General features: G+C 66.1%; 19 protein-coding genes and 3 pseudogenes. 16 read left to right on the forward strand and 6 right to left on the reverse strand.

Annotated elements, in window-relative coordinates; all coding sequences use genetic code 11:
• Positions 1-23: 23 nt before the first annotated feature.
• A complete protein-coding gene (locus QRN45_RS09225; protein WP_284763058.1) occupies positions 24-1745 on the reverse strand; it encodes an MFS transporter in 1722 nt (573 codons plus the stop codon).
• A gap of 218 nt (positions 1746-1963) precedes the next feature.
• Here QRN45_RS09225 and QRN45_RS09230 point away from each other — a divergent pair, with 218 nt between their 5' ends.
• The 6 genes and pseudogenes from QRN45_RS09230 (at position 1964) to QRN45_RS09255 (ending at position 8808) form a co-directional block, all read left to right on the forward strand.
• A complete protein-coding gene (locus tag QRN45_RS09230; RefSeq protein WP_284763059.1) occupies positions 1964-2974 on the forward strand; it encodes a phosphotriesterase family protein in 1011 nt (336 codons plus the stop codon).
• A 189-nt stretch (positions 2975-3163) separates the two neighbouring features.
• Positions 3164-3979 (forward strand): annotated as a pseudogene (locus QRN45_RS09235) (phosphotriesterase family protein); the annotation flags it as partial.
• A 78-nt stretch (positions 3980-4057) separates the two neighbouring features.
• Positions 4058-5200 carry an FAD-dependent oxidoreductase gene (locus QRN45_RS09240; RefSeq protein ID WP_284763061.1) on the forward strand — a complete coding sequence of 381 codons (1143 nt, stop codon included), beginning with the start codon at positions 4058-4060 and terminating at the stop codon, positions 5198-5200.
• Between the two features lie 5 nt (positions 5201-5205).
• Positions 5206-6138: an alpha/beta hydrolase gene (locus QRN45_RS09245; RefSeq protein ID WP_284763062.1), complete on the forward strand. Its 933-nt coding sequence runs from the start codon at positions 5206-5208 to the stop codon at positions 6136-6138.
• The gene (locus QRN45_RS09250) at positions 6135-7103 is read left to right on the forward strand and encodes an MBL fold metallo-hydrolase (RefSeq protein WP_264637893.1); all 969 of its coding nucleotides are present in this window, start codon (positions 6135-6137) and stop codon (positions 7101-7103) included. Before QRN45_RS09245 ends, QRN45_RS09250 begins: the two co-directional genes overlap by 4 nt.
• Entirely contained in the window at positions 7096-8808 is a 1713-nt protein-coding gene (locus QRN45_RS09255) for a CocE/NonD family hydrolase (protein ID WP_284763064.1), read from the forward strand. Before QRN45_RS09250 ends, QRN45_RS09255 begins: the two co-directional genes overlap by 8 nt.
• Here QRN45_RS09255 and QRN45_RS09260 read toward each other — a convergent pair.
• From QRN45_RS09260 to QRN45_RS09280, 5 genes are all read right to left on the reverse strand, one after another.
• Positions 8798-9391 carry a hypothetical protein gene (locus QRN45_RS09260; protein WP_284763066.1) on the reverse strand — a complete coding sequence of 198 codons (594 nt, stop codon included), beginning with the start codon at positions 9389-9391 and terminating at the stop codon, positions 8798-8800. The two genes, QRN45_RS09255 and QRN45_RS09260, sit on opposite strands and share 11 nt — an antisense overlap.
• Before the next feature lie 72 nt (positions 9392-9463).
• The gene (locus QRN45_RS09265) at positions 9464-10069 is read right to left on the reverse strand and encodes a DUF1326 domain-containing protein (RefSeq protein ID WP_284763068.1); all 606 of its coding nucleotides are present in this window, start codon (positions 10067-10069) and stop codon (positions 9464-9466) included.
• Positions 10070-10147: 78 nt separating this feature from the next.
• Positions 10148-10486: a YciI family protein gene (locus tag QRN45_RS09270; protein WP_264637890.1), complete on the reverse strand. Its 339-nt coding sequence runs from the start codon at positions 10484-10486 to the stop codon at positions 10148-10150.
• A complete protein-coding gene (locus tag QRN45_RS09275) occupies positions 10483-11823 on the reverse strand; it encodes an RNA polymerase sigma factor (RefSeq protein ID WP_284763070.1) in 1341 nt (446 codons plus the stop codon). Before QRN45_RS09275 ends, QRN45_RS09270 begins: the two co-directional genes overlap by 4 nt.
• A gap of 43 nt (positions 11824-11866) precedes the next feature.
• A complete protein-coding gene (locus QRN45_RS09280; RefSeq protein WP_319801850.1) occupies positions 11867-12193 on the reverse strand; it encodes a YciI family protein in 327 nt (108 codons plus the stop codon).
• Positions 12194-12407: 214 nt separating this feature from the next.
• On the opposite strand from QRN45_RS09280, the gene QRN45_RS09285 reads away from it, so the two are divergent.
• From QRN45_RS09285 to QRN45_RS09325, 10 genes and pseudogenes are all read left to right on the forward strand, one after another.
• Positions 12408-13286 (forward strand): FAD binding domain-containing protein, encoded by an 879-nt coding sequence (locus QRN45_RS09285; RefSeq protein WP_241708658.1) that lies wholly within the window; start codon positions 12408-12410, stop codon positions 13284-13286.
• A gap of 5 nt (positions 13287-13291) precedes the next feature.
• A complete protein-coding gene (locus QRN45_RS09290; RefSeq protein WP_284763072.1) occupies positions 13292-13828 on the forward strand; it encodes a (2Fe-2S)-binding protein in 537 nt (178 codons plus the stop codon).
• On the forward strand, positions 13825-16218 hold the full coding sequence (locus QRN45_RS09295; protein ID WP_284763074.1) for an aerobic carbon-monoxide dehydrogenase large subunit: 2394 nt from the start codon (positions 13825-13827) through the stop codon (positions 16216-16218). Before QRN45_RS09290 ends, QRN45_RS09295 begins: the two co-directional genes overlap by 4 nt.
• Position 16219: 1 nt before the next feature.
• Entirely contained in the window at positions 16220-17185 is a 966-nt protein-coding gene (locus tag QRN45_RS09300) for an XdhC family protein (RefSeq protein ID WP_284763076.1), read from the forward strand.
• 43 nt (positions 17186-17228) lie between these two features.
• Positions 17229-18113 (forward strand): AAA family ATPase, encoded by an 885-nt coding sequence (locus QRN45_RS09305; RefSeq protein ID WP_350309760.1) that lies wholly within the window; start codon positions 17229-17231, stop codon positions 18111-18113.
• Positions 18106-18342: pseudogene (locus QRN45_RS21005) on the forward strand (hypothetical protein); the annotation flags it as partial. The gene QRN45_RS09305 and the pseudogene QRN45_RS21005, both read left to right, overlap by 8 nt.
• Before the next feature lie 357 nt (positions 18343-18699).
• Positions 18700-19401: pseudogene (locus QRN45_RS21010) on the forward strand (VWA domain-containing protein); the annotation flags it as partial.
• Positions 19394-20332 carry an ABC transporter ATP-binding protein gene (locus QRN45_RS09315; RefSeq protein WP_284763080.1) on the forward strand — a complete coding sequence of 313 codons (939 nt, stop codon included), beginning with the start codon at positions 19394-19396 and terminating at the stop codon, positions 20330-20332. The pseudogene QRN45_RS21010 and the gene QRN45_RS09315, both read left to right, overlap by 8 nt.
• A complete protein-coding gene (locus QRN45_RS09320) occupies positions 20329-21438 on the forward strand; it encodes an ABC transporter permease (protein WP_284763082.1) in 1110 nt (369 codons plus the stop codon). Before QRN45_RS09315 ends, QRN45_RS09320 begins: the two co-directional genes overlap by 4 nt.
• Entirely contained in the window at positions 21438-22538 is a 1101-nt protein-coding gene (locus tag QRN45_RS09325; RefSeq protein WP_264637881.1) for an ABC transporter permease, read from the forward strand. Before QRN45_RS09320 ends, QRN45_RS09325 begins: the two co-directional genes overlap by 1 nt.
• Positions 22539-22554 lie beyond the last annotated feature (16 nt).

A 22554-nucleotide genomic window follows, 5' to 3' on the forward strand; every position in this document is an offset into this window, starting at 1 on the left:
TGGTCGGGTCAGTGCCGGAGGACTTAGACGGCGGCCTCGGCGCTTGCTTCGGTGGTCTCCGCCATGGCGTCCGCGGCAGGCGCCGAGGACCGCGCGGAGATGAAGAGTGTGAGAACTGCGGAGAGCGTCGCCGCGATGCCCGCGCAGAGGTAGACGGTCTGGAAGCCTTGGCCGAGGGACGTCCCTGCGACCCCTTGGATGTGCGGCTTGGCGGCGGTGAGGGCCTTGACCACGCCGTCGACCGCCTGCGCTGGTGCACCACCCGCCGCTGCTTGGCCGGAGAATTGGGCGACGACGCCGTCCCAGCCTGAGAGGAAACCCAGGGGCGGAACGTGCGCCAGTCCCGCCACGGCATCTGCGGGCAAGCCTGCCGCCCCGAGGATCCCGGCAAGGGGACCCGCGAAGACTGTGGCTCCGATGCCGAAGGCGATGGCCGAGCCGATGACCGGGCCAAGGGCGAAGCCAAGGTCGCGCAGGAGATTCGTGGTGGCGGAGGCCATGCCGATTTGCCCGGCCGGGACGGTGTTGATGGCCACGGCCGTCACGGAACCGACCGTGAGGGCGAAGCCGATACCCAGCAAGAGCAGCGGCGGGATGAATGCCGTCCACGGGGTGCCACCGAAGGTCTCCGGAGTGCCGAGGGCGAACGTGGAGAGCCAGAAACCGGAGACGGCCATGAAAGCGAACCCCGCCGTGAGCACCCACCGTGGAGCGACGTGATGAATGAGCCACCCGACAACCGGGATGAAGGCGAACGCCGGGCCTTGGATGAAGACGAACAGAACTCCGACCTTCCAGGTCTCGGCCAAGGCCAGGCCGCTGACGGCGACGCTCGTGCTGAAGCAGATGGCGAGGAAGGCGAACATCCCGGTGACTGCCACAACGCCGGTGATCGAGTAGGAGCTGTTCTTGAACAGCGAGAGGTGGATCAGCGGCTGCGCGGTGCGTGACTCGATGACAACGAAGGCGAGCAGCAGGGCACCTCCCGCGATGTAGCTTGCGATCACCTGCGCGCTGCCGAAGCCGGCGTCAACCGCCGTCACCGTGGCGTACAGGACGGCGATGAGGCCGACGGCGAGGGTGAATTGGCCGGGCATGTCCGGTTTGCGCCCCTCGGCGGCCGCGGAATCTTTCGCCCGGACCGCGATGAGAAGCACGACGACGGCAACAGCTGCCGCGATCAAATACGCCGCCCGCCAGCCGCTGAAGGTGTTCGGGGCGCCGGGCCCACGCCCCGCCACGGTGAAGAACTGCGCCGTGAACCCAGCGAGAACCGGGGAAATCACCGCGCCGAGTGACAGGAATCCGGCCCAGGTGGCGATGACCTTCGCCCGGGCACGGTGGTCGGGAGTAATCGCCGCGATCATGGAGAGCGAAATGGGAAACAGGATGCCGGCTCCGATCCCGCCGATGGCCTGCGCCGCGATCATCATCCCGGTGGAGGGCGCCATCGCGGCCATGACGGAGCCGACGATGCTGACGGCAGCGCCGGCATAGAGAAGCTTCTTGCGTCCGAACATGTCGCCGAGGAGTCCCCAGCTGAGCTCGAAGACCACAATGCCCATGAGGAACATGCCCGCGATCCATGTCAGTCCGGCGCCCGAGGTGTGGAATTCGACGGCGAACGTGCCGCTCAGGGCTCCCGGCAACGCGTTGGTGATCTGCGCAAGGGTGACCGCGCTGTAGGCGGCGACGAAAGTGGCCCGTACAGAGCCGCGGCTCTGCACGGAAATGGGCTGACTCATCGATGAAACTCCTTTGTTCCGGTCGATCTGACGGAGAGGGACTGTATGAGACAGTGTGGAGTTAAGTCTTACAGTGTGTCAAGGAAAATTCGAAAAGATAATGTTCTTGACATGATGTAAAGGAAAATGTGATGCTGGCAGCACCGCAACGGAGCGACGGCATGGTCACACTCCGCGGCGTCCCTGCATTCCGAACCCGATCTATAGGGAGAAGCCCCGTGAGTCACACCACCCCCGCCGGCACCGCCGACGAGACTGCTGCCCCCGGCGGGCAAACCGTCAACACGGTCCTGGGTCCCGTACCCGCAGCCGAACTCGGCGTCGTGGCGGTCCATGAGGCCTTGTTGTCCGTACTCCCGGGCGCCCAATACGCTCCGGACATCTCCATGGACCGGGCAGGGATCTTCAAGGCCCTGGCCGCGAAACTCACCGAGTTCCGCGAGCACGGCGGGCAAACGATCGTCGACAGCACCGGAATGTTCCACGGCCGCGACCTCAGGCTCTACGAGGCGCTTTCCCGGTCCACGGGCGTCCACATCGTCGCTTCCACAGGCCTGGGCCCGGAAGAAGAACTCGGCGGCTACTTCCTGACGCCACAGACCAACCCGCCCACCCCGTGGCCGGCCGAAAAGTTCGCCGAGCTCTTCGGCAAGGAGGTCAGCGAGGGGATGGTGGTTCCCCGGCTTGAGCGCCGCGCCCCCGCAGGCATCGTTGCCACCATCGCCGACCGTGCCGGGATGACCCCCACCGAGGAGAGCCTGTTCCGGGGCTCCGCCCGCGCCGCCAAGGACACCGGCGTTCCGGTCTCCATGCGCTTCGGCGCCGATGTCCTGCACGATCTGGACATCGTCCTGGATGAGCAGATCGACGCCGGGCGCGTGCTTGTCGGCGAACTGGACCGCAGGGACGCCGCGGGCTCAGCCCTTGAGGTGGCCCGCCGCGGAGCATTCGTCGGGATCGACCACGTGGGCTTGAACGACCATCCGGGCTACCTCGGCGACGACGAACGCACCGCGCTGGTTCTCGAGCTTGTCCACGCCGGCCACGCCGACAAGATCATCCTTTCCGGCAACTCGATCGGAGTGGCCAAGGGACTCCCCGAGTACAACCTGCCTTACAGCCACGTGCTGTCCACGTTCGTGCCCTACCTCAAGGCCTGCGGCCTGAGCGATGAGGACTCCCGACGCATCCTTGTGGTCAATCCACGCCGGTTGCTCACTGTGCGCTAACCGCGCCTACGACCCACCCCCAACAAGCTTGAGAACCCCCGAGGTGAACGAATGACCAAGGTCAACACAGTGCTGGGAACCATCCCGGCCGAAGAACTGGAAATCGTGGCGGTCCACGAACACATCGGCTACGGCATGCCCGGTTCCGAACTCGACACCAAATAGTGGAAAACCCCGGAACAGGCCTACGAAGAAACCGTGCCCAAGCTGCGGCAGTTCCGGCAATACGGCGGCGGCACCTTCGTCGATGCCACGGGTATCTGCAACGGCCGCGACGTCGACTATTACAAGTCTCTGTCCCGGAAAACCGGCGTGCACATTGTGGCCAGCACGGGGTTCGTCGGCGGCGACACCGCCTTGCCGCATTTTTCCCGCGCCACCGTTGACTACCTTGCGAAAGTCTTCATCCACGAGCTCACGGTGGGCATCGGAAACACCGGCGCCAAGGCCGGCGTCATCAAGGTCGGCGTGAGCCGCGGTGGACGGATGACATCCTTGGACAAACGCATCTACCGGGCCGCGGCCCGCGCCGCCGTCGTCACCGGCGCGCCGATCCTGACTCACCTGGCGATCGACCCCGAACCGGCGGTGTCCATCTTCAAGGAAGAGGGCCTCTCCCTGGACCGCGTGCTCTTCGGCCACGCCGACGACGGGCTAAACGCTGCGATCACGCCGCACGACTGGATCTACGAGCAGGGCGGCCGAATCGGCTTCGATACCTTCGGCTACGACCTGGAGCTTCCGGATCCCCCGTTTTGGGGCCGCAAGCGCGCCGAACGCATGCAGCACTTCGTCAGCCTCGTGAACAAGGGCTACGTGGACAAGCTCCTCGTTTCGGCAGACGCGAATTGCAGCCCGCTGGGCTGGCCGGGGGTGAAGGGCCACACCATCAACTACATCTTCGAGGACATGATCCCCGACATGCGCGCGGCGGGAATCGACGACGCCACGCTCAAACTCCTGCTCGAAGACAACCCGGCCGACTTCCTGTCGCTGCACGCCTGACGCCGGTCAGGCACCCCAAGCTACCGCTTCGCCAGACTTGGCCGCGGCCAAGGAAGAGTCCAGAAAGTGATCCACGCAATGAAATCTGAAGATATCAAGAAGCTCAATATCGCCATCATCGGCGCAGGGTATGGCGGCGCAGCTGCGGCCAAGGCCCTGAGCCTGCTCGGTGCGAACGTCAACGTGTATGAGCAAGCGTCGCAGATGCGGGAGGTCGGCGCCGGCATAGGATTGCGTCCCGCCACGATGGACCGTTTCAGCACGTGGGGCATCTTCGACGCAATCGCGAAGGTCAGCTCGCCGAGCGACTATTTCGAAATCCTCACGGCCGCCGGTGTTCCGATCATGAAGGACACCTGGCCGGAGTTCGGCGGACAGGCCCGCACCTACCTCATCCACCGCGGCGACTTCATCGAAGCCTTGCTGGGCGTGCTCCCGGAGGGAATGGTGCACCTGGGCCACAAGCTCGAGAGGATCGAGGAGAAGGACGGCCATTCCGTGCTGAGCTTCACCAACGGCAACACTGTCGAGGCAGACCTCGTGGTTGGTGCCGATGGCATCAAATCCGTGGTGCGCGAGCAGCTCTTCAGCGACAAGGGCCCCGTGTTCTCCGGAGAGCACGCCTATCGCGTGGTCATTTCCGCCGACGACGCCCACGGACTGGTGGTCGACGACAACCTTCGGATGTACATCGGCAAGGGCACCAAGGTCTATCTGTTGCCGCTTCGCCACCGGAACCAGGTGTCCTTCGACATCACTGCACTGAACCCGGACGGCACCTGGGCGCCTGAAGTAGGCAAGGAAAGCCTCCTGGAAACCGTGCGCGGATTCGACGAGCGCATCGTGAACATCACGCGCGGCCTCGACATGAGCGCGGTCAACATCCGTGCCGTCTACGACATCAACCCCGTCGACTCATGGCACACCGACTCCGTGGTGCTCGTGGGCGACGCAGCGCACTCGATGCTGCACCACCAAGGACAAGGCGCGAACTCCGCCATCGAGGATGCAGGCGCGCTCGCCGACGCGCTCGGCGAGGCCGAGACGGTCAAGGAGGCACTGGCCCTCTTCCAGGCAACCCGCAAGCCCGTGACGGACGAGCTCCAGCGCATTTCCCGCCAAGGCTGGAGCGAGGAAGAAGTCGACGATGTCTTCCCGGGTCAGAAACCTACGTCCCAAAAGCCCTCCAGCACGCCAGCAACAACAGAAGCGAGGGCCTGAAAGCCATGGCCATCCACCCGCAAATCGCCAAGGTCCTGGCCACTTTGCCGGCACCCGATGGTTCCCCCTTGGACCCCGGCGCCCTGCGCGCCGGGGAGGCAGCCCAGGTCCCGCCGCTGGCGGAGCGGCTACCGCTGTACTCGGTGGACGACGCCACAGCCGTGACGCCGTCGGGCGAGGTCCCGGTGCGGATCTACACGCCGATGGAGGCCGACTCCTATGGCCTGCTGGTGTACTTCCACGGCGGCGCCTTCTTCCTGGGCAGCCTGGACACCCACGACCACGTGGCACGGGCCTTGGCACAGGAAACCGGGCACAAGGTCATCTCGGTGGGGTATCGTTTGGCCCCCGAGGCCGCCTTCCCGGCAGGGCTCGAAGACTGCTACGCCGTGGTCCGCTGGGCGGCCGGGAAGGGTGGAAGCCTGAAGTGGGACGGGAAGAACCTCGCCATCGCCGGCGACAGCTCCGGCGGCAACTTCGCCGCCGCCGTCGCCGCGATGGCCCACGACGACGGGTTCAACCGGATCACCCACCAAGTCCTGTTCTACCCCTCGTTGGACCTGGACTTCGACGTCGAGCGGTACCCCTCATTGCGCGAGAACGCCGAAGGGTACGGCCTGGAGACAGCGGGCCTTAAGCCTTTCAACTCCTTCTACCTCGAGAGCGGGGCCGACCGTGGGGACCCGCGCGTCTCCCCCGTGAAGCGGGAAAATCTCGCCGGACTGCCGGCGGCGCTGGTCATCACGGCCGAGCACGACCCGCTCCGGGATGAGGGCGAACTCTACGGCCGGCGCTTGGCGCAGGCCGGCGTCAAAGCGAAAGTGGTGCGCTACCCCGGCGCCAACCATGGTTTCGTACAGCATTTCTCCTGGATCCCGGAGCTCTACCGGGCCTTCGAGGAGACAGCGGAATTCCTGAACGCGGGGGCCGGACAATGACGACACCGGTCGCTGTGCATCCGCTCGTCTCGCCGTGGGGCCGCTTCGGGCTCTATAGCTTTTTCATCGACGCCGCCGAACCGGCCATCGTCGATACCGGGATCGCGTCCTCCCCGGCTGAAGGCATGATGCCGGCGCTGGAGGCGATCGGACGCCGGATCGAGGACGTCCGCTGGATCCTGCTGACGCACGGGCACATCGACCACATCGGCGGCGCCTACGCCTTGTGGGAGCTCACCGGGCGGCGCGCCCGGGTGGTCATCCATGAGGCCGACGCACCGTTGCTCCGCTCGCGCCGGGCCCATGTGGACGAATACCTGTCCGGGCGGGCGCAGTATGTGCAGGATCCCGACGGCGAAGCGAAGCTCACCGCGGCCACGAATGCCGTGATCTCGGGCGAGATGGAGCCGACGTTGCTGGTGCGGGGCGGCGAGAGCATCCCGCTGGGCGGCGGCGTCACGGTGTCGGTCCACTCGATCCCGGGCCACACCCCGGGGTCGGTCGCTTACGTCCTCGACGGGCAGAATGACGTCTTCGTCGGCGACGCGGTCCAGGTTCACGGCGCGGCCAACGGCTTCCCCGGGTTCGTGGATCCGGCCGCCTACCGCTCGAGCCTTGAATACCTGCGCGATGAAGTCCGTCCCGGGCACTTGTACCTGGGGCACCCCTATCGCCGCGGGGACGGCACGCCCTACGGCGTGGAGCTCGACGCCGAACAGGCCAGGGAAGCGCTCCAGGGGAGCCTGGACATCGAGGCCCGCGTCAACAATGCGGCGTGTGCCAGCTTGACGTTGGGCCTGCAGGACACGGACTCGCCCTACTCCCCCTTTGCGCCCGCGGCCAAGGAGCTTGGATACGAAGGAGATCCCACGCTGGAGCCCTCCCCGTTCTTCACCACCCTGCACGGGTACCGCACGTCGCTGGACCATTTGATCGAAGATGAGGAGACCACCACTCATGGATGACTTTCAGTTGCTGAATGCCAGCGGGCAATCCATAGCTGTCCGCAAGGACCTTCGGGTCCCGATGCGGGACGGCGTCGAGCTCGCGGCGGACGCCTACCTCGGCACCGAAGACAAGCCGCGGCCGGCCCTGGTTGCCCTGAGTCCGTACGGCAAGGAACTGCAGGCGCTCGCCCTCACTACTCCCCCGCAGCGGCGGCCGAGCCCCATGTGGGACGGCTGCATCGAGGCCGGGGACATCGCCAGGATCGTGAAGGAAGACTACGTCCACGTCATCGGCGACCTCCGCGGCTCGGGCTTCTCGGGCGGCGAGCACATCGGCAACTACAACGCCGGCGGTGTCCCGCTCGGCGAGGATGCCTACGATTTCATCGAATGGGTCGCCGCGCAGCCCTGGTGCGACGGCAACGTCGGCATGGTGGGCATCTCCTACTTCGGTTCCATGCAGGTGCTGGCGGCAGCCGAGCGTCCGCCGCACCTCAAGGCGATCTTTGTCTCCGGCGGCCACTACGACTTCTACGAAACGACGTACCACGGAGGCATCATGTGGTTCATGCCGCGTGCCGCCCGCGAGGGCCGTGGAGGCGACTCCGGCTGGGCGTTCACCGACGACGTCAAGTCCCGCATGATCGAGACGTATTCCCCAGGGGAACTCAAGAAGCTCGTCGCCATGCGCCTTGAGGACCCGGACATCGGTGCCTGGCCGAACCTCGTCCACCTGCTGAACTACCCTAAGAACCATGAGGCCTGGTTCGACATCGTCATGAACGAGCTGGACGGCGAATGGTACGAAGAGCGCAACCCCATCACGCTGGCCCCGAACATCGACATCCCCGTCTGGCTGCAGCTCGACCAGGGCCGCGGGTGGACCCTGGACGGCACCATCGAGCTGTACAGCGCGCTGAAAGGACCGAAAAAGCTGACCATCGGCCCCTACCCGCCCATGCAATCGCGTCCCTTCATCGAGGAGCACGACAAAATGTTCCGGTGGTATGACTACTGGATCAAGGGCATCGACAACGGGGTCATGGACGAGCCGCCCGTCAGCGTCTTCGTGGAGGGCTCGCGCGAGGTGGTGACCGCCGGGCAGTGGCCGCCGAAGGACATCGAATACACGTCCCTCTACTTCCGCCCTCGCCACAAGCTGTCGCAAGAGCCTGAGCCGATGGGTGCCGAGTACGCAGCCCCGGATGGTTTCTATCAAGCCCCGCTAACGGTAACGGACAAGGTGGAGATCCTCTCGTGGAGCACCGACCCGTTCGAGCAGGATACTGAACTCATCGGCGCCGGCGCCGCCCATATCTTCGCGGAACTCGACCAGGCCGACACAAACTTCATCCTGCGGCTCTGGGACTCCGCGCCGAACGGGCAACGGCAGCTGATCACCACTGGATACCTCAAGGCCTCGCACCGCGAGCTGGATGACCGGACCACTGAGGGGAACCCGTACCACCCGCACACCCGGTCCGTGCCCGTGGAGGCCGGGGCGATCGAGGAGTACGTACTGCGCCTCTACCCGTTCGCGAACAGTTTCAAACCAGGCCACCGCCTCACGGTTGAACTGTCCAACAATGAGCCGCTGGCCGACGATCACAACGCACTGCTCCCGCCTGACGCCTTTCATCTGCCGGTGGGCCGCCCCGTCACGCACAAGATCTACCGCGACGCCGCCCACCCATCGCGGCTCGTCTTGCCGTTCACGACGTGAGTGGCTGGGAAGCGGCGTTGATGAATCCGATGACGATCGCTGTCCACCAGCACAGCTGCGAGATGGCCAGGCACGAGAGCATGTGGAAGCGTTGGCCCAGGGTGAGATCCAGAAACGATGCCGAAGGCGGCAGGTGTGCCAGCCGCCTCATGAGCGGGATGAGCATGATTCCGTTCAAGGTGAGGACCAGCACGGCCAGCAGCTTGACGTCCGTCAAGGGGCTGCTCAGGCGGGCGTCAAGGAAGACTCCGCTCGCGAGCAGGCCGGCGAGTCCACCCCAGATCAACGGTGTCGCGGCCCCGTCGAGCCGGAGTGTCTCGGCCAGTCCACGCCTGCCAATCAGCCACAGGAACCCGTGCCAGTCCACGAGGAGGATGGCGCCGAAGGACACCACCATGGCAAGAATGTGGGCGATCAGCGCGTAGGTGTGAACGACGCCGACGACGTGCGTGGTCGCCGCCATCAGCACGGAAGCCAGCCACGCCGTGGCCGCCGAAATGCTCAAGATGACAACCAGCCGGCGCGTGGCCTGTTCGGACTCGCGGCGTCGAGCCGTACGCCTGCTCACTGCGATATAACTCATAACTACCCCGTTGCAGCCCGGAGCGCTGACGGCGGGGGAAGAGCCGCCATGGACGGCTATCCCCTGCCGTGCCTAGGCCGACCAGGCAAACGGAGCCGAGAAGGAGTTCTTCCCGGCGTTGTCCCAGGTCATCCCGAACACGTCCACGCGGGCCGTGCTGGCGGTACCCGCCGCCAGGGTGTCGGCCGGGAAGCCGATTCCGCTGACTTTCACTCCCAGCCCGGTGGCATCCAACGGGGACACGAAGTCCTCAACAGCCATGTCGACGGCGCTGCCAATGCGGACCTGGTGCGAAGGCCCGTCCTCGGTGTAGGCCATTTCCAGGGACTCCATTCCCGCCATTTCACCGATCAAGGGGGTCAGGCCCTCCATCGGTCCGCCGAGCTGTCCACCGAAGACGCCACCGAGCGCTTCCGCCTGCTCCGGCGAGGCAGCGGCATCCATCAGAACGCCGATCTTCCATCCCCCGTCGCTCATGAGGGCGGGTGTATCGGCGACGACGCAGACTGTCAGGCCCCCGACGTCGACGCCGTTCACCTCACCGGAGTCCACATGAAAGGCGAGGGCCACGTTGCAGCGATCGTTGTCCGCCGGTGCGGTCAACCCGGAAGTGGAACACGGGCAGACCATGTCGCAGTTGCAATTCTCAAAATACGTACCCTCGACGTGCCACGACATCTGGGGCTCCTTTCGACGAGGCATCCCCAGAAAAAGTCTCCTCGTGGCCCGGAACAGTGTCAACGCTCTCCGGATCCCTCACGGATCCATGGGACGTACCTCGATCGGCCACAGCCTGGCCTCCCCGAACTTGCCCGCAATTTCCACAGCCCGGGCCATGTCCACGCAGTCGACCACGTAGTAGCCGGCCACGATTTCCTTCGTTTCGATGAACGGGCCGTCGGTCACCGTAGGCCCGCCGCCGTTGTTTCTCACGAACTTCGCTTCCTCACCCAATTCATGAGCCTCCACGAACTCTCCGGAGGCCCTGAGTTCCTTTTGCAAGGAGGTGTGCGCCTCCATGATCGCGTCGATCTCGGACGCGGGAAGCGCGCTCCAGGTGTCGAAGTTGTTTTGAATCAGCAAGAGGTGTTTCATTTTTTCTCCTTAATGGCAGGGGTGCGGCTGTTCCGTTTGGGTTCAGACAAGGACGAGGACGCAGAACTAGTCTCCGCGAGGCGCCTGCCAAGGTAGCGGCGTTCCGCCTCGGACGGTGCGAGTTCGCAGGCCCGTTGGTATTCGTCCCGCGCCTCCGACCTCCGGCCGAGCCGCCTCAGGAGGTCCGCTTTCGCGGCAGGCAGAAGGTAGTACCCCTCGAGCGACCGCGACTGGTCCAACTGCTCGATGAGGGCAAGCCCGGCTTCGGGACCTTGGGACATCGCGACGGCGACAGCGCGGTTGAGCTCGACAACCGGCGACGGCGCAATCTGCGCCAGGGAGTCGTACAGCAGGGCCACCCGGGCGAAGTCTGTACTCCCAGGGGTTCGGGCGGTCATATGGCACGCCGCAATCGCGGCCTGGACACGGTAGCTCCCCGGCCGGGAACGGCGTGAAATTCCAAGCCGTTCGGCCGCGGCAAGGAGCGCAACGGCCTCGGCAATCTCAGCGTGGTCCCACAAGCCGCGGTCCTGCTCCTCCAACGTCACCAAGTCCCCCGCGTCGTCGGTTCGCGTGCTCCGCCTGGCGTGGTGGAACAGCATGAGGGCCAGGAGACCCGCAGCCTCCGGTTCTTGCGGGGAACCGGCGAGCAGCGAAACGAGCAAGCGGTTGAGGCGTATCGCTTCCCGGGCAAGGGACTCGCGGATCAAGGATTCACCGCCCGTGGCGGAATAGCCTTCGTTGAACATGAGATAGAGCACCGCCAAGACCCCGGACGTGCGTTCAGCCCTCAGCTCCGGCGGCGGTACCCGATACGGGATTCCTGCGTCACGGATCTTTGCCCGTGCGCGGACGAGCCGCTTTGACATGGTTGCCTCCGAGACGAGGAATGCGCGCGCAATCTCACCCGTGGTCAGCCCCGCGACGGTGCGCAGCGTCAACGCAACCCTCGCGTCGAGCGGGAGGGCGGGGTGGCAACACGTGAAGATCAGGCGCAGCCGGTCGTCTTCCGCGCCCGGATCAATGCCACCCCGTTCTTCCAGGCTTTCGAGCTGGGCGATAATCGCTAGTTCACCGACCGCCCTCTTTTCGCTGGCGGCACTCCGCATCCGGTCGATTGCCCTGTTCCTGGCCACAGTGGTCAGCCAGGCCCCGGGATTCCTCGGAATGCCGTGCTCGGGCCAGTCGACGAGGGCCTTCGCAAACGCGTCCTGGACACAATCCTCTGCCAGGCTCCAGTCGCCCGTCACGCGGATGAGGGTTGCAGTGATGCGCGCGGTCTGCCCGGAGGAGGCTGCCTCGACGGCGGTCCGGGTATCCGTCAGTCCTGAATCCACGTCTCCCCTCCCACGTTCACGACGCCGGCCACCGGGCATACCGCTACAGCCCGAGCGGCCACACTGGCCTGATCTCGATCTTGCCGAATCGTGCCATGGGATGCTTGGACGCCACCTCAATGGCCTCATCGAGATCGGCGCACGCGATGATGTCGTATCCGGCAATCCATTCCTTTGTCTCCGCGAACGGGCCGTCCGAGACAACCACCTCGCCCGCCCGCACCGTGACGGTGGTCGCGTCCTCGACAGGACGCAGCCGATCACCGTGGCGGCTCACGCCCCGGCTTTCCATCTCGGCCACCCATTCCTCGATATTGTCCTCGGCGGCGACATATTCCGGCGCTGCTGGATCGCTGCAAATGAAAAGCATGTACTCCACGATGACTCCTTTTTATCGGTTGATACACCATGACGACGGGCGGGACCCCGCGAAAAGGACACTGCCACGGAAATTCTTTTCTTCAAGCAAAAAAGGCCGTGATCCTGCCCCCTTGACCATGTTGACACCCACAAGGGCGGGGGCAAGACTGATCATAGGTTCGCGTCCTGCGCGCGGCAGGACGTCTGGCCCTAAGGGGTGGACAATGCAGATTCCGGCTCCATTTGATTATGAGCGCGCGAGTGACGTCGCAAACGCGCTGGCCCTCCTCGAACGCCACGGTCCCGAGTCGCGCATCATCGCAGGCGGACACAGCCTGCTGCCGATGATGAAGCTGCGGCTGGCGCGGCCGGAGTGGCTCATCGACATCAACGACCTGGCGGAACTGGAATTCATCCGCCGGGACGGTGAAGAGTTGCGCGTGGGAGCATTGACCCGCCACACGGCGCTCCTCGAGTCCGCCGACGTCGCCGATCTCTTCCCGATCATTCACGACGCCGAGCAGGTGATCGCGGATCCTGTGGTCCGCAACCGCGGAACAATCGGCGGCTCCCTCTGCCAGGCCGATCCGGCGGAAGACCTCTCTACCGTTTGCGATGTTCTGCGCGCCCAGGCCGTGATCCGCGGGCCCGACGGCGAACGGACCGTCCCGATGTCGGATTTCCACCGCGGCCCCTACGAAACCGCGGTGGCGCAAAACGAACTGTTGTACGAAGTCCGCTTTGCGATCCGCCCGCGCTCGGGCAGCGCCTACGAAAAGGTGGAACGGCGGGTGGGTGACTGGGCGGTCGTCGCGGCCGGGGCCGCCGTCGGGCTGGCCGCGGACGGCACGGTGGAGGAGGCCGCAATCGGGCTGACGGCGGTCGGACTGGACGGCACTATTCCCGAGGCCGAGGCCGTGCTCCTCGGACAACAGCCGCATGAAGAGCTGTTCGTCGAAGCCGCACGCATCGCAGCCGCCGCATGCCACCCGGTGGACGACCAGCGTGGGCCGGTCGACTACAAACGGCACCTGGCCGACGAACTTACCCGCAGGGTCCTGCGCCGTGCTTGTGCGCGTGCCGCAGGTGCACAGGAAGGCTGAAGGCAATGCAGATCAGCATGGCGGTCAACGGGGACGAGGTGACCCGGGAGATCGAACCCCGCGTGTTGCTGGTCCACTTCATCCGCGAAAACCTTGGATTGACCGGCACGCACTGGGGATGCGACACGAGCAACTGCGGAACCTGCGTGGTCCTCATGGATGGACAACCGGTGAAGTCGTGCACCGTGCTGGCAGCCATGGCCGACGGACACGACATCCGGACCGTCGAGGGACTGGCCGTCGGCGGCACGCTCGATCCCGTGCAGCAAGGGTTCATGGAGGAACACGGCCTGCAATGCGGATTCTGCACTCCCGGCATGATGCTCACCGCCAGGGCCCTGCTGGACCGCAAGCCGCATCCCGACGACGCCGAAATCCGCCAAGCCATCTCCGGCCAGATTTGCCGGTGCACCGGGTACGCGACGATCGTCCGCTCGGTGCAATGGGCCGCAGCCAACCCGCCTGGTTGGGACACTGAGACGGACGCTGGGACGGACGACGGCGGTGCCGCCGGCACCACCGCGGAAGAGGTGACGGCATGACCACCGTTCAGGAGCATGCACCCAACCCGGCGGCCGGAGACCCGGGCCGCCCGATCGGGTTCGGCCGCCTCCAGCGCAAAGAGGACCCGCGGTTCGTCCGCGGCAAGGGCAATTACCTCGACGACATCGTGTTGCCCGGCATGCTGCACGGAGCCATCCTGCGCGCCCCCGTCGCGCATGCACGGCTGGTGTCGATAGACACGTCCGAAGCGTTGGCGCATCCCGGGGTCCGCGCGGTCATCACCGGCAATGACCTGCAGGCCCTCAACCTCGCGTGGGCGCCTACCCTGTCGGCCGACGTGCAGGCAGTCCTTGTCACGGACAAGGTCCGCTTCCAGGGCCAGGAGGTCGCTTTCGTCGTCGCCGAGGACCGCTACGCCGCCCGGGACGCCCTCGAGCTGATCGACGTCGAATACGACATGTTGCCACCCGTGATTGATGCCCGCCACGCCCTCGACGCCGGCGCGCCGGTCATCCGGGACGATATCGAGGGCCGGACGGACAACCGGATCTTCGATTGGGAGATCGGCGATGCCGCTGAAAGCGAGGCGGTGTTCGCCGCCGCCGACATCGTCGTCACCCAGGAGGTCGTGTACCCGAGAGTGCACCCTGCACCCATGGAAACCTGCGGTGCCGTGGCGGACTTCGACCCGATCGACGGCAGGCTGACACTCTACGAAACAACCCAGGCCCCTCATGCCCACCGGACGCTGTACGCGATAGTCGCCGGCATTCCGGAGCACAAGATCCGGATCGTCTCCCCCGATATCGGCGGGGGCTTCGGCAACAAGGTGGGCATCTATCCCGGCTACGTCCTGGCCGTCGTCGGCTCGATCGTCACCGGCAAGCCGGTCAAATGGGTGGAGGACCGCTCGGAAAACCTGATGTCGACGTCGTTCGCCCGCGACTACATCATGCAGGGCGAGATCGCAGCCACCAAGGAAGGCAAGATCCTGGCAGTCCGGACCAGCGTACTGGCAGACCACGGCGCCTTCAACGCGACCGCGCAGCCCACCAAGACCCCGGCCGGCTTCTTCTCCATCTTCACCGGGAGCTACGACCTGAAGGCGGCCTACTGCAAAGTCACGGGTGTCTACACCAACAAGGCGCCCGGGGGCGTGGCCTACGCCTGTTCCTTCCGCGTGACGGAAGCTGTCTACCTCGTGGAGCGCATGGTGGACATCCTGGCCCGGAAACTGGAGATGGATCCGGCAGAGCTCCGGCTGAAGAACTTCATCAAACCGGAACAATTCCCGTACGCCAACAAGACCGGCTGGGTCTACGACTCCGGCAACTACGAGCCCGCCATGCGGTTGTCCATGCACATGGCCGGGTACGAGGACCTCCGGCGCGAGCAGCGCGAAAAGCGGGAGCGCGGCGAGCTCATGGGCATCGGCGTCTCCTTCTTCACCGAGACCGTCGGCGCCGGGCCCCGCAAGCACTTCGACATCGTCGGACTCGGGATGGCCGACGGCGCCGAACTCCGCGTCCACCCCACTGGCAAGGCCGTCGTCAGGATCTCGGTACAGAGCCAGGGGCAGGGCCACGAGACCACGTTCGCCCAGATCGTGGCCGAGGAGCTCGGCATCCCGCCGGAGAGCATCGACGTCGTCCACGGCGACACCGACCAAACGCCTTTCGGCCTGGGCACCTATGGGAGCCGCTCGACGCCGGTCAGCGGCGGCGCGGTGGCGCTGGTGGCGCGGAAGGTCCGGGACAAGGCGCGGTTCATTGCGGCGGCCATGCTTGAGACGCGGCCCGAGGACCTTGAGTGGGAAAAGGGCCGCTGGTTCGTGAAAGGCGATCCAAGCGCCGGCAAGACGATCGCCGAGATCGCGTTCGGCGCCCACGGCACAGTGGCTCTCCCGGACGGCATCGACGGCAACCTGGACGCGGAGGTGACCTATGACCCTCCCAACCTGACGTTCCCGTTCGGCGCCTACATTTGCGTGGTGGACGTCGACGCCGGGACCGGCCACGTCAAGGTCCGGCGCTTCATCGCGGTGGACGACTGCGGAACCCGGATCAACCCGATGATCATCGAAGGCCAGGTCCACGGCGGGCTGACCGACGGCGTCGGGATGGCGCTCATGGAAATCATCGCGTTCGACGAGGACGGCAACTGCCTCAGCGGATCCTTCATGGACTACCTCATCCCGACGGCGATGGAAGTCCCCGACTGGGAGACAGGGTTCACCGTCACACCGTCCCCTCACCACCCCATCGGCGCCAAAGGCATCGGCGAATCGGCCACGGTCGGATCCCCTCCAGCCATCGTCAACGCCATCGTGGATGCCTTGGCGCCGTACGGCGTGACCCACATGGATATGCCGTGCACGCCCGCCCGGGTGTGGGAGGCCATGCAGGGCCGAGCCAGGCCACCGGTGTGACATGCCCTTGCACGGAGAAGCCTTGGCCGCGAAGGCGCAGGAACTGGTAGGACGTCGGGAACCGTTTGTGCGCGCCACGGTAGTGCGCGCGCAGCATCCCACCAGTGCTCATGCCGGGGACACCGCCCTGGTGTTGGCCAACGGAGACATCGACGGGTTCCTTGGGGGCACATGCGTCGAGGCTTCCGTGCGTGAATACGGATTGCAGACGTTGTCCAAGCACGAACCGCTGTTGCTCCGCGTTGTTCCCGGCGAACCGTCCCGCACCCGCGAGGAGGGCGCCGTCGAGGTCGCCAACCCCTGCCTCAGCGGCGGCGCGGTGGAGATCTTCCTTGAGCCGCACATGCCCGCTCCCCGGGTGGTCGTAGTCGGTCCAACCCCCGTGGCGCAGGCCTTGGCTGCCTTGGGTGCCATCCTCGACCTGGACATGGAACTCAGCGACGGAACCGCTGCTGAACCGCGGGCCGACGACGCCGCCCTCATCGTCGCGTCCCAGGGGCGGGACGAGGAGCCCGCGTTGGAGGCAGCGCTCCGGCTGGGGGTACCGTACGTCGCCCTCGTCGCGAGCCGCACACGCGGCGCGGCCGTCCTGGCCTCGCTCGACGTCGACGACGAGCAGCGGGCGCAGGTGCACAGCCCGGCGGGCCTGCTGCTGGGCGGCCGGACACCTGCCGAAATCGCGCTGTCGATACTGGCGGAACTTGTGTCCGTGCGCCACCTTGGCAGGTCCGCTGCGGCGGCGGAGACTGAGACGGCGGATCCGGTTCCGGCGAGCGCCGAACCGGCGAGCGCCGAACCTGCGAGCGCCGAACCTGCGAGCGCCGTGGATCCCGTCTGCGGCATGAGCGTCGCGGCTGTGGAGTCGACGTTGCACGCCGAGCATGCAGGAACGACGTATTACTTCTGTTCCGCTGGATGCCGGAGGGCCTTCCTCGCCGATCCGGAACACTATGCCGCCGCGTCGTGAACCCCCCGCCGCCCGAGCGGCGCGCGCGGGCGCGGAAGACGAGGTGCGGCGGCTTGTCCCGGATGTTTCCGCGCTCATGTCCGCCCTCGACGACGGCGACTACCTTGCCGACGTCGGGTTGGCCACTGCTCTGTTCCTGTCCGTCCGGTTGCCGCAACCCATCCTGTTGGAGGGTGAGGCCGGCGTCGGGAAGACCGAGGCGGCGAAGGCCCTGGCCAAGGTGCTCGGCACTCCCCTGTACCGTCTGCAGTGCTACGAGGGCATAGATGTGGCCGAGGCCCTCTACGAGTGGAACCATCAACGGCAGCTTCTGGGCATCCGTTTGGCCGAGGTCCGGGACGTCCGCGTGGAAGAGGCTGATCTTTTCGGGGAACAGTATTTGTTGCGTCGACCGCTGCTGAAGGCGATCGAGCATCCCGGGCCGCGCCCGGCCGTCCTGCTGTTGGACGAGATCGACCGGGCGGACGCTGAGTTCGAGGCCTTCACTTTCGAGCTGCTGGCCGAGGCCGCAGTGACGATCCCGGAGCTGGGCACGATCCGGGCCACGCATCCGCCGGTCGTCGTCCTGACCTCCAACCGGACGAGGGACCTGCACGACGCGCTGACCCGGCGCTGCCTCTACCACTGGATTGACTACCCCCGGCCCGAGCGCATCGCCGCGATCGTGCGGCGCAGGGTGCCCGGGAGCGCCGAGCCGCTCGCCTTGGACGCCGCAGCCGCGATCACGAGGCTGCGGTCCCTGGACATGGCCAAACCCCCGGGGATCGCGGAGGCAATCGACTGGGTGGCCGCCCTCACGGTGCTCGGCGTGGAACGGCTGGACCCGGCCGCGGTGAAACAGACCTGGGGTTCGGTCCTGAAGAATCGCGACGATCTGGACACGGCCTGGGCGCGCGGCCCCGCGTGGGTGGCCGGCAGCCATGACTGAATACCCGCTCAGGAATGGCCTGGCGCATGTCGATGCCGCGGTTTTGGCGGTGGGGCTCAGCACGGCCCTGCGCCGTGCCGGACTGCCGGGTTCTCCTGATCGCGCGGCCTGGCTGGCGCAGGCACTCAGGCTCGTTTCCCCTCTTGCGCGTGAGCCGCTGTACTGGACGTGCCGGGTGGCCCTCGTCTCCTCGCACGAACAACTGCCGGTATTCGATGCCGTCTTCTCTGCCGCGTTTGACGGGATCCCCGATCCAGCGGACACCCGCGGCGATGCCAACAGCCCTCCGGCAGGCCGCGCGGCAGAGCACATCCGGGCCGCTCCCGGCGAACGAGTACCCGCTCATGCGGGCAGCCGCGTCCCGGCGTCGCGGACACCCGTCGCCACCCCCGGCGTGGAGGGCGGGAACGGCGAATCCGACGCACCCTGGGTCGAGGCAATCCTGGCGATGGCCTCCCCTGACGAGCACCTGCATGAGAAGTCCTTCGCCGAGCTCACTCCCGAGGAAACAGCCCGCGTGCGCCAGCTGGTGCGGCGCATCATGCTGGCTACCCCGGAGCGGCGAAGCCGCAGGACACGCCAGTCGACCCGCAGCGGCGCCAAGCTGGACCTCCGGCGCACCATCCGCGCGGCCCGGCGCAGCGGCGGTGACGCGAGCTCCCTTGTCTATGCCCGCCGTCGTCCGCGTCCGCGCCGCTTGGTGTTCCTGTGCGATGTATCCGGCTCCATGGAACCGTACACGCAGGTCTTCCTTTCCCTGCTTCAAGGCGCAGTAGCCGGGGCCCAGGCCGAAGCTTTCGTGTTTTCCACCCGGCTGACCAGGCTGACCCGGCAGCTGTCGAACCGCAACGCTGACGAAGCCCTGGCGCTGGGAGCCGCCGCCGCCCGGGATTGGGCGGGTGGCACCCGCCTTGCGGAGAGCATCCAACGGTTCATCGATGGCCATGGACGCCGTGGATTGGCACGGGGTGCGGTGGTTGTGGTGCTCTCGGACGGTTGGGCCCAGGACGCACCGGAACTGGTGGACGCCCAGATGGCGAGGCTGCGGCGCCTCGCCTTCCGGATCGTCTGGGTCAATCCGAGGAAGGCGGGGACGGACTTCCAACCGCTTGCAGGTGGCATGGCCGCTGCGCTGCCCTATTGCGACGCCTTCGTCAGCGGCCACAATTACGCCGCGTTGGCGGAAGCCGCAACCGCCATCCGCTCGCAGCGGTCACGTCCGGCAAGGGGCCGCGGAAACGGCCGCGTAGGGCAACTGAACAGGTCAGGAAAGGACAGGCATGACTGAGACCGCCATAGAGCTTGTCGGCGTGACGAAGCGGTTCGGTTCCCTCACCGCCGTCGACGACCTCAGCCTGCAGGTTGAACGCGGGGAGATTTTCGGCCTCCTCGGACCCAACGGCTCAGGCAAGACGACCACCATCGACATGATCAGCGGCCTCAGCCGCCCAAGCTCCGGCCACGTCACGGTTCTGGGCGTCGACCTGCTCAAGGATCCGCGCGGGATCCGGCGCTCGCTCGGGACAGTGCCGCAGGAGAACGCCCTGTACGAGGAACTCACGGCGGAGGCCAACCTCCGGTTTCATGCCGACCTCTTCGACGTGCCCAGGCACGGCCTCGAGAGAAAGATCACGTCGCTGCTTGAGCTTGCGCAGTTGGTGGAACGCCGGAAGAGCCGCGTTTCAACTTTCTCCGGCGGCATGAAGCGAAGGCTCGCATTGGTCCGGGCCATGCTCCACGAACCCGAGCTGCTCTACTTCGACGAACCGACCCTCGGCGTCGACGTGCAAAGCAGGCATGCCCTCTGGGACCGGATCCTCGAGCTCAAGGATCACGGCACCACCGTACTCATCACCAGCAACTACCTTGAGGAAGCCAACGCCTTGTGCGATCGCTTGGCCATTATCGACCGCGGACGGCTGGTAGCGCTCGATTCGCCGTCCAAATTGCGGCGCAGCTTCGGTGACACGGTGCTTGAAATGCGCACGCATCCAGCGCCCGGGGAGGAGATCGTTCGAACGGTTCTCGCGCTCCCCGGCGTTGTCTCGGCAACTGCTTCCGACGGCTCGCTGAAGGTCACGGTGGAGGGCGGCGCCGATGCCACCGGCAGGGTGGTGACCGCCGTCGTCGGTGGAACCAGCCTGGAGGAGATCCAGAGCCGGGAGCCGAGCCTCGACGAGGTCTTCCTGAGCCTGACAGGCAAGGAGCTTCGGGAATGAGCCTCCGCCATGACCTGCGTGTGGTCCGGGCCGTCGCGGCAACGGACATCCGCCTGACCCTCCGGGAACCCTTGTTCGCGGTCATCGGCGTCCTCATCCCGATCAACTTCCTGCTTCTCTTCCTGCTCTTCGCGATCAGCGGCGGCCAGGCACCGATCGCCGTCGTGATGAATGACCATGGTCCGCTCGCGGAACGCTTCGTCCAGGCCATGGACGGCGCGCATTCGTTCATCATCCACACCGCGACCCCCGCCGATGCGGAACGGGAGATCCGCTCCGGCGGCATTGTCGCCGTCGTGACCGTGTCGCAAGGGTTCGACTCCGCCCTCGCCGCCAGAGAGCGGATCGAGATTCCGGTGGAAGTCAACAACTTGAACGTCGACTTCACCAACGACATCCGGCGGGCCGTTCCGCTGTCCATCACGTCCTTCTACGCGGATGCCTTCCCCGAGCAGGTGGTGGTGACAGCCCGCGAGTCCGATGTGCAGGCCCAGGACACCGGCTACATTCCCTACCTCGCCGTGAGCATCATGGTTGCCGGCCTGATGCTCGCGTCCCAACTGCAGGGCAGCGTCAATACCGCGCGCGACTACGAGCTCGGGACCATCAAGGAACTCGCGCTGGCGCCTGTGAGCCGTCTGACCATCGGTGTGGGCAAGGTACTTGGTGCCGCAGTCCTCGCCTCGGCGTCCACGCTGCTGCTACTCGCCGTCGTGGTCCTCTTGATCGGAGTCCGCCCGCTCCATCCCCTTGAAGTAGTGGGCTTCGGACTCCTGATTCTTGCGACCTTCCTCGCCCTTGGTGTCCTTGTCGGGACGCTGGTCCGTAGGAGACAGCAGGCAATCCCCCTGTCGATCGCGGCTGTCCTTCCCCTGTTCTTCTTGAGCGGACCGTTCGGGCCGGCGAACTGGCTGGGTGCCATCCCGGGCGCGATCGCCGCGATATCGCCCCTCACGTATGCGATCGCGGCCTTCCAGCACGCCTTCCACGGTTACCAGACTGCTCCGCAAGGCCTTGCTGTCGACGCGATCGTGCTGGCAGCCTTCACCGTGGTGGCCATCGGGTGCGCGGCTTTCGTGTTCGGCCGGCGGGGGGCGGGGCACTAATGGCCGCCGGACGTGCCGTGCTCGCCATTGCGGCGAAAGACATCCTGACCTGGTTCCGGACGCCGTCGGCGATTCTGGCCAGCCTCCTGCCGCCAGTCGCGTTCATGCTGATCATCTTCGTGGTGGCCGGTGCGGTGGGCCGCAACCCGGTGGCGCTGGTGGTGGAGGACAGCGGACCGCAGGCTCAACGACTCGTCTCGATCCTTGAGAACTCGGATGCCTTCCGCGTCCAGCGTGCCGACCCCGCTGAAGCCACACACCTGCTGGACACCCTTCAGGTTGCGGCGGTCATTACCGTGCCGGCCACGTTCGACGACGACTACCGGGCACAGCGGCCCGACCCCGTCAGCGTGCAGATCAACAACCTGAACCTCGACTTCACCAACGATCTGCGCCGCTCGGTTCCCGCTGCGATTACCACCTTCTATGCCGGCCAGCCGGACACGCCGATCATGGTGGGCGTCGCCGAATCTGACTTGAGGCCGCACGACGTCGACCTGGTCCAGTTCCAGCTCGTGCCGATCCTGGTGCTCCTGCTCACGATCATGGGAATCGTGAACGGCGGACTGGCCGCCGCCCGTGAGTTCGAGGATCTGACCATCAAGGCCCTTTTGCTCTCGCCGATCGCCCGCGGCACCTTGATCATCGGCAAAATCCTGGCGTGCTGGGTCACGACGATGCTCGTGGCGGCGGTGGTGCTGGTCTTGTCGTTCGCCTTCGGGGTCCTCCGGCCTGCCGGCTGGTATTGGTTGCCGGCGCTGGCCGCGATCGGGCTGATCGCGCTGGCGGCCTCGGGGCTCGGCACTGCCCTGGGAGGTGCGCTGCGGCGCTTCTCAGCCGTCGCCGGGGCCGGAATCAACCTATCGATCTACCTGTTCTTCCTCAGCGGAGGCATCAGTGTTGCAGCGTTCCTGCCCGGATGGATCCAGGCCATAGCGCACTTCACCCCGACCTTCTACGGCGTGGACGCGCTCGAGGCGGCGATCTTTTACCAGTCGACCGACAACCTGGGCCGCGACTTCGCGGTGCTCATGGCGACAGCCGCCGTCGGGCTCGCGTTAGGGACGCTGTCCCTTAGACGGCGGCTCGCCGATTACTAGGAAGGAGAAACTCGGC

The organism is Arthrobacter sp. efr-133-R2A-63, from assembly GCF_030209795.1.
In the GTDB taxonomy this organism is placed as follows: Bacteria; Actinomycetota; Actinomycetes; order Actinomycetales; family Micrococcaceae; genus Arthrobacter; species Arthrobacter bambusae_A.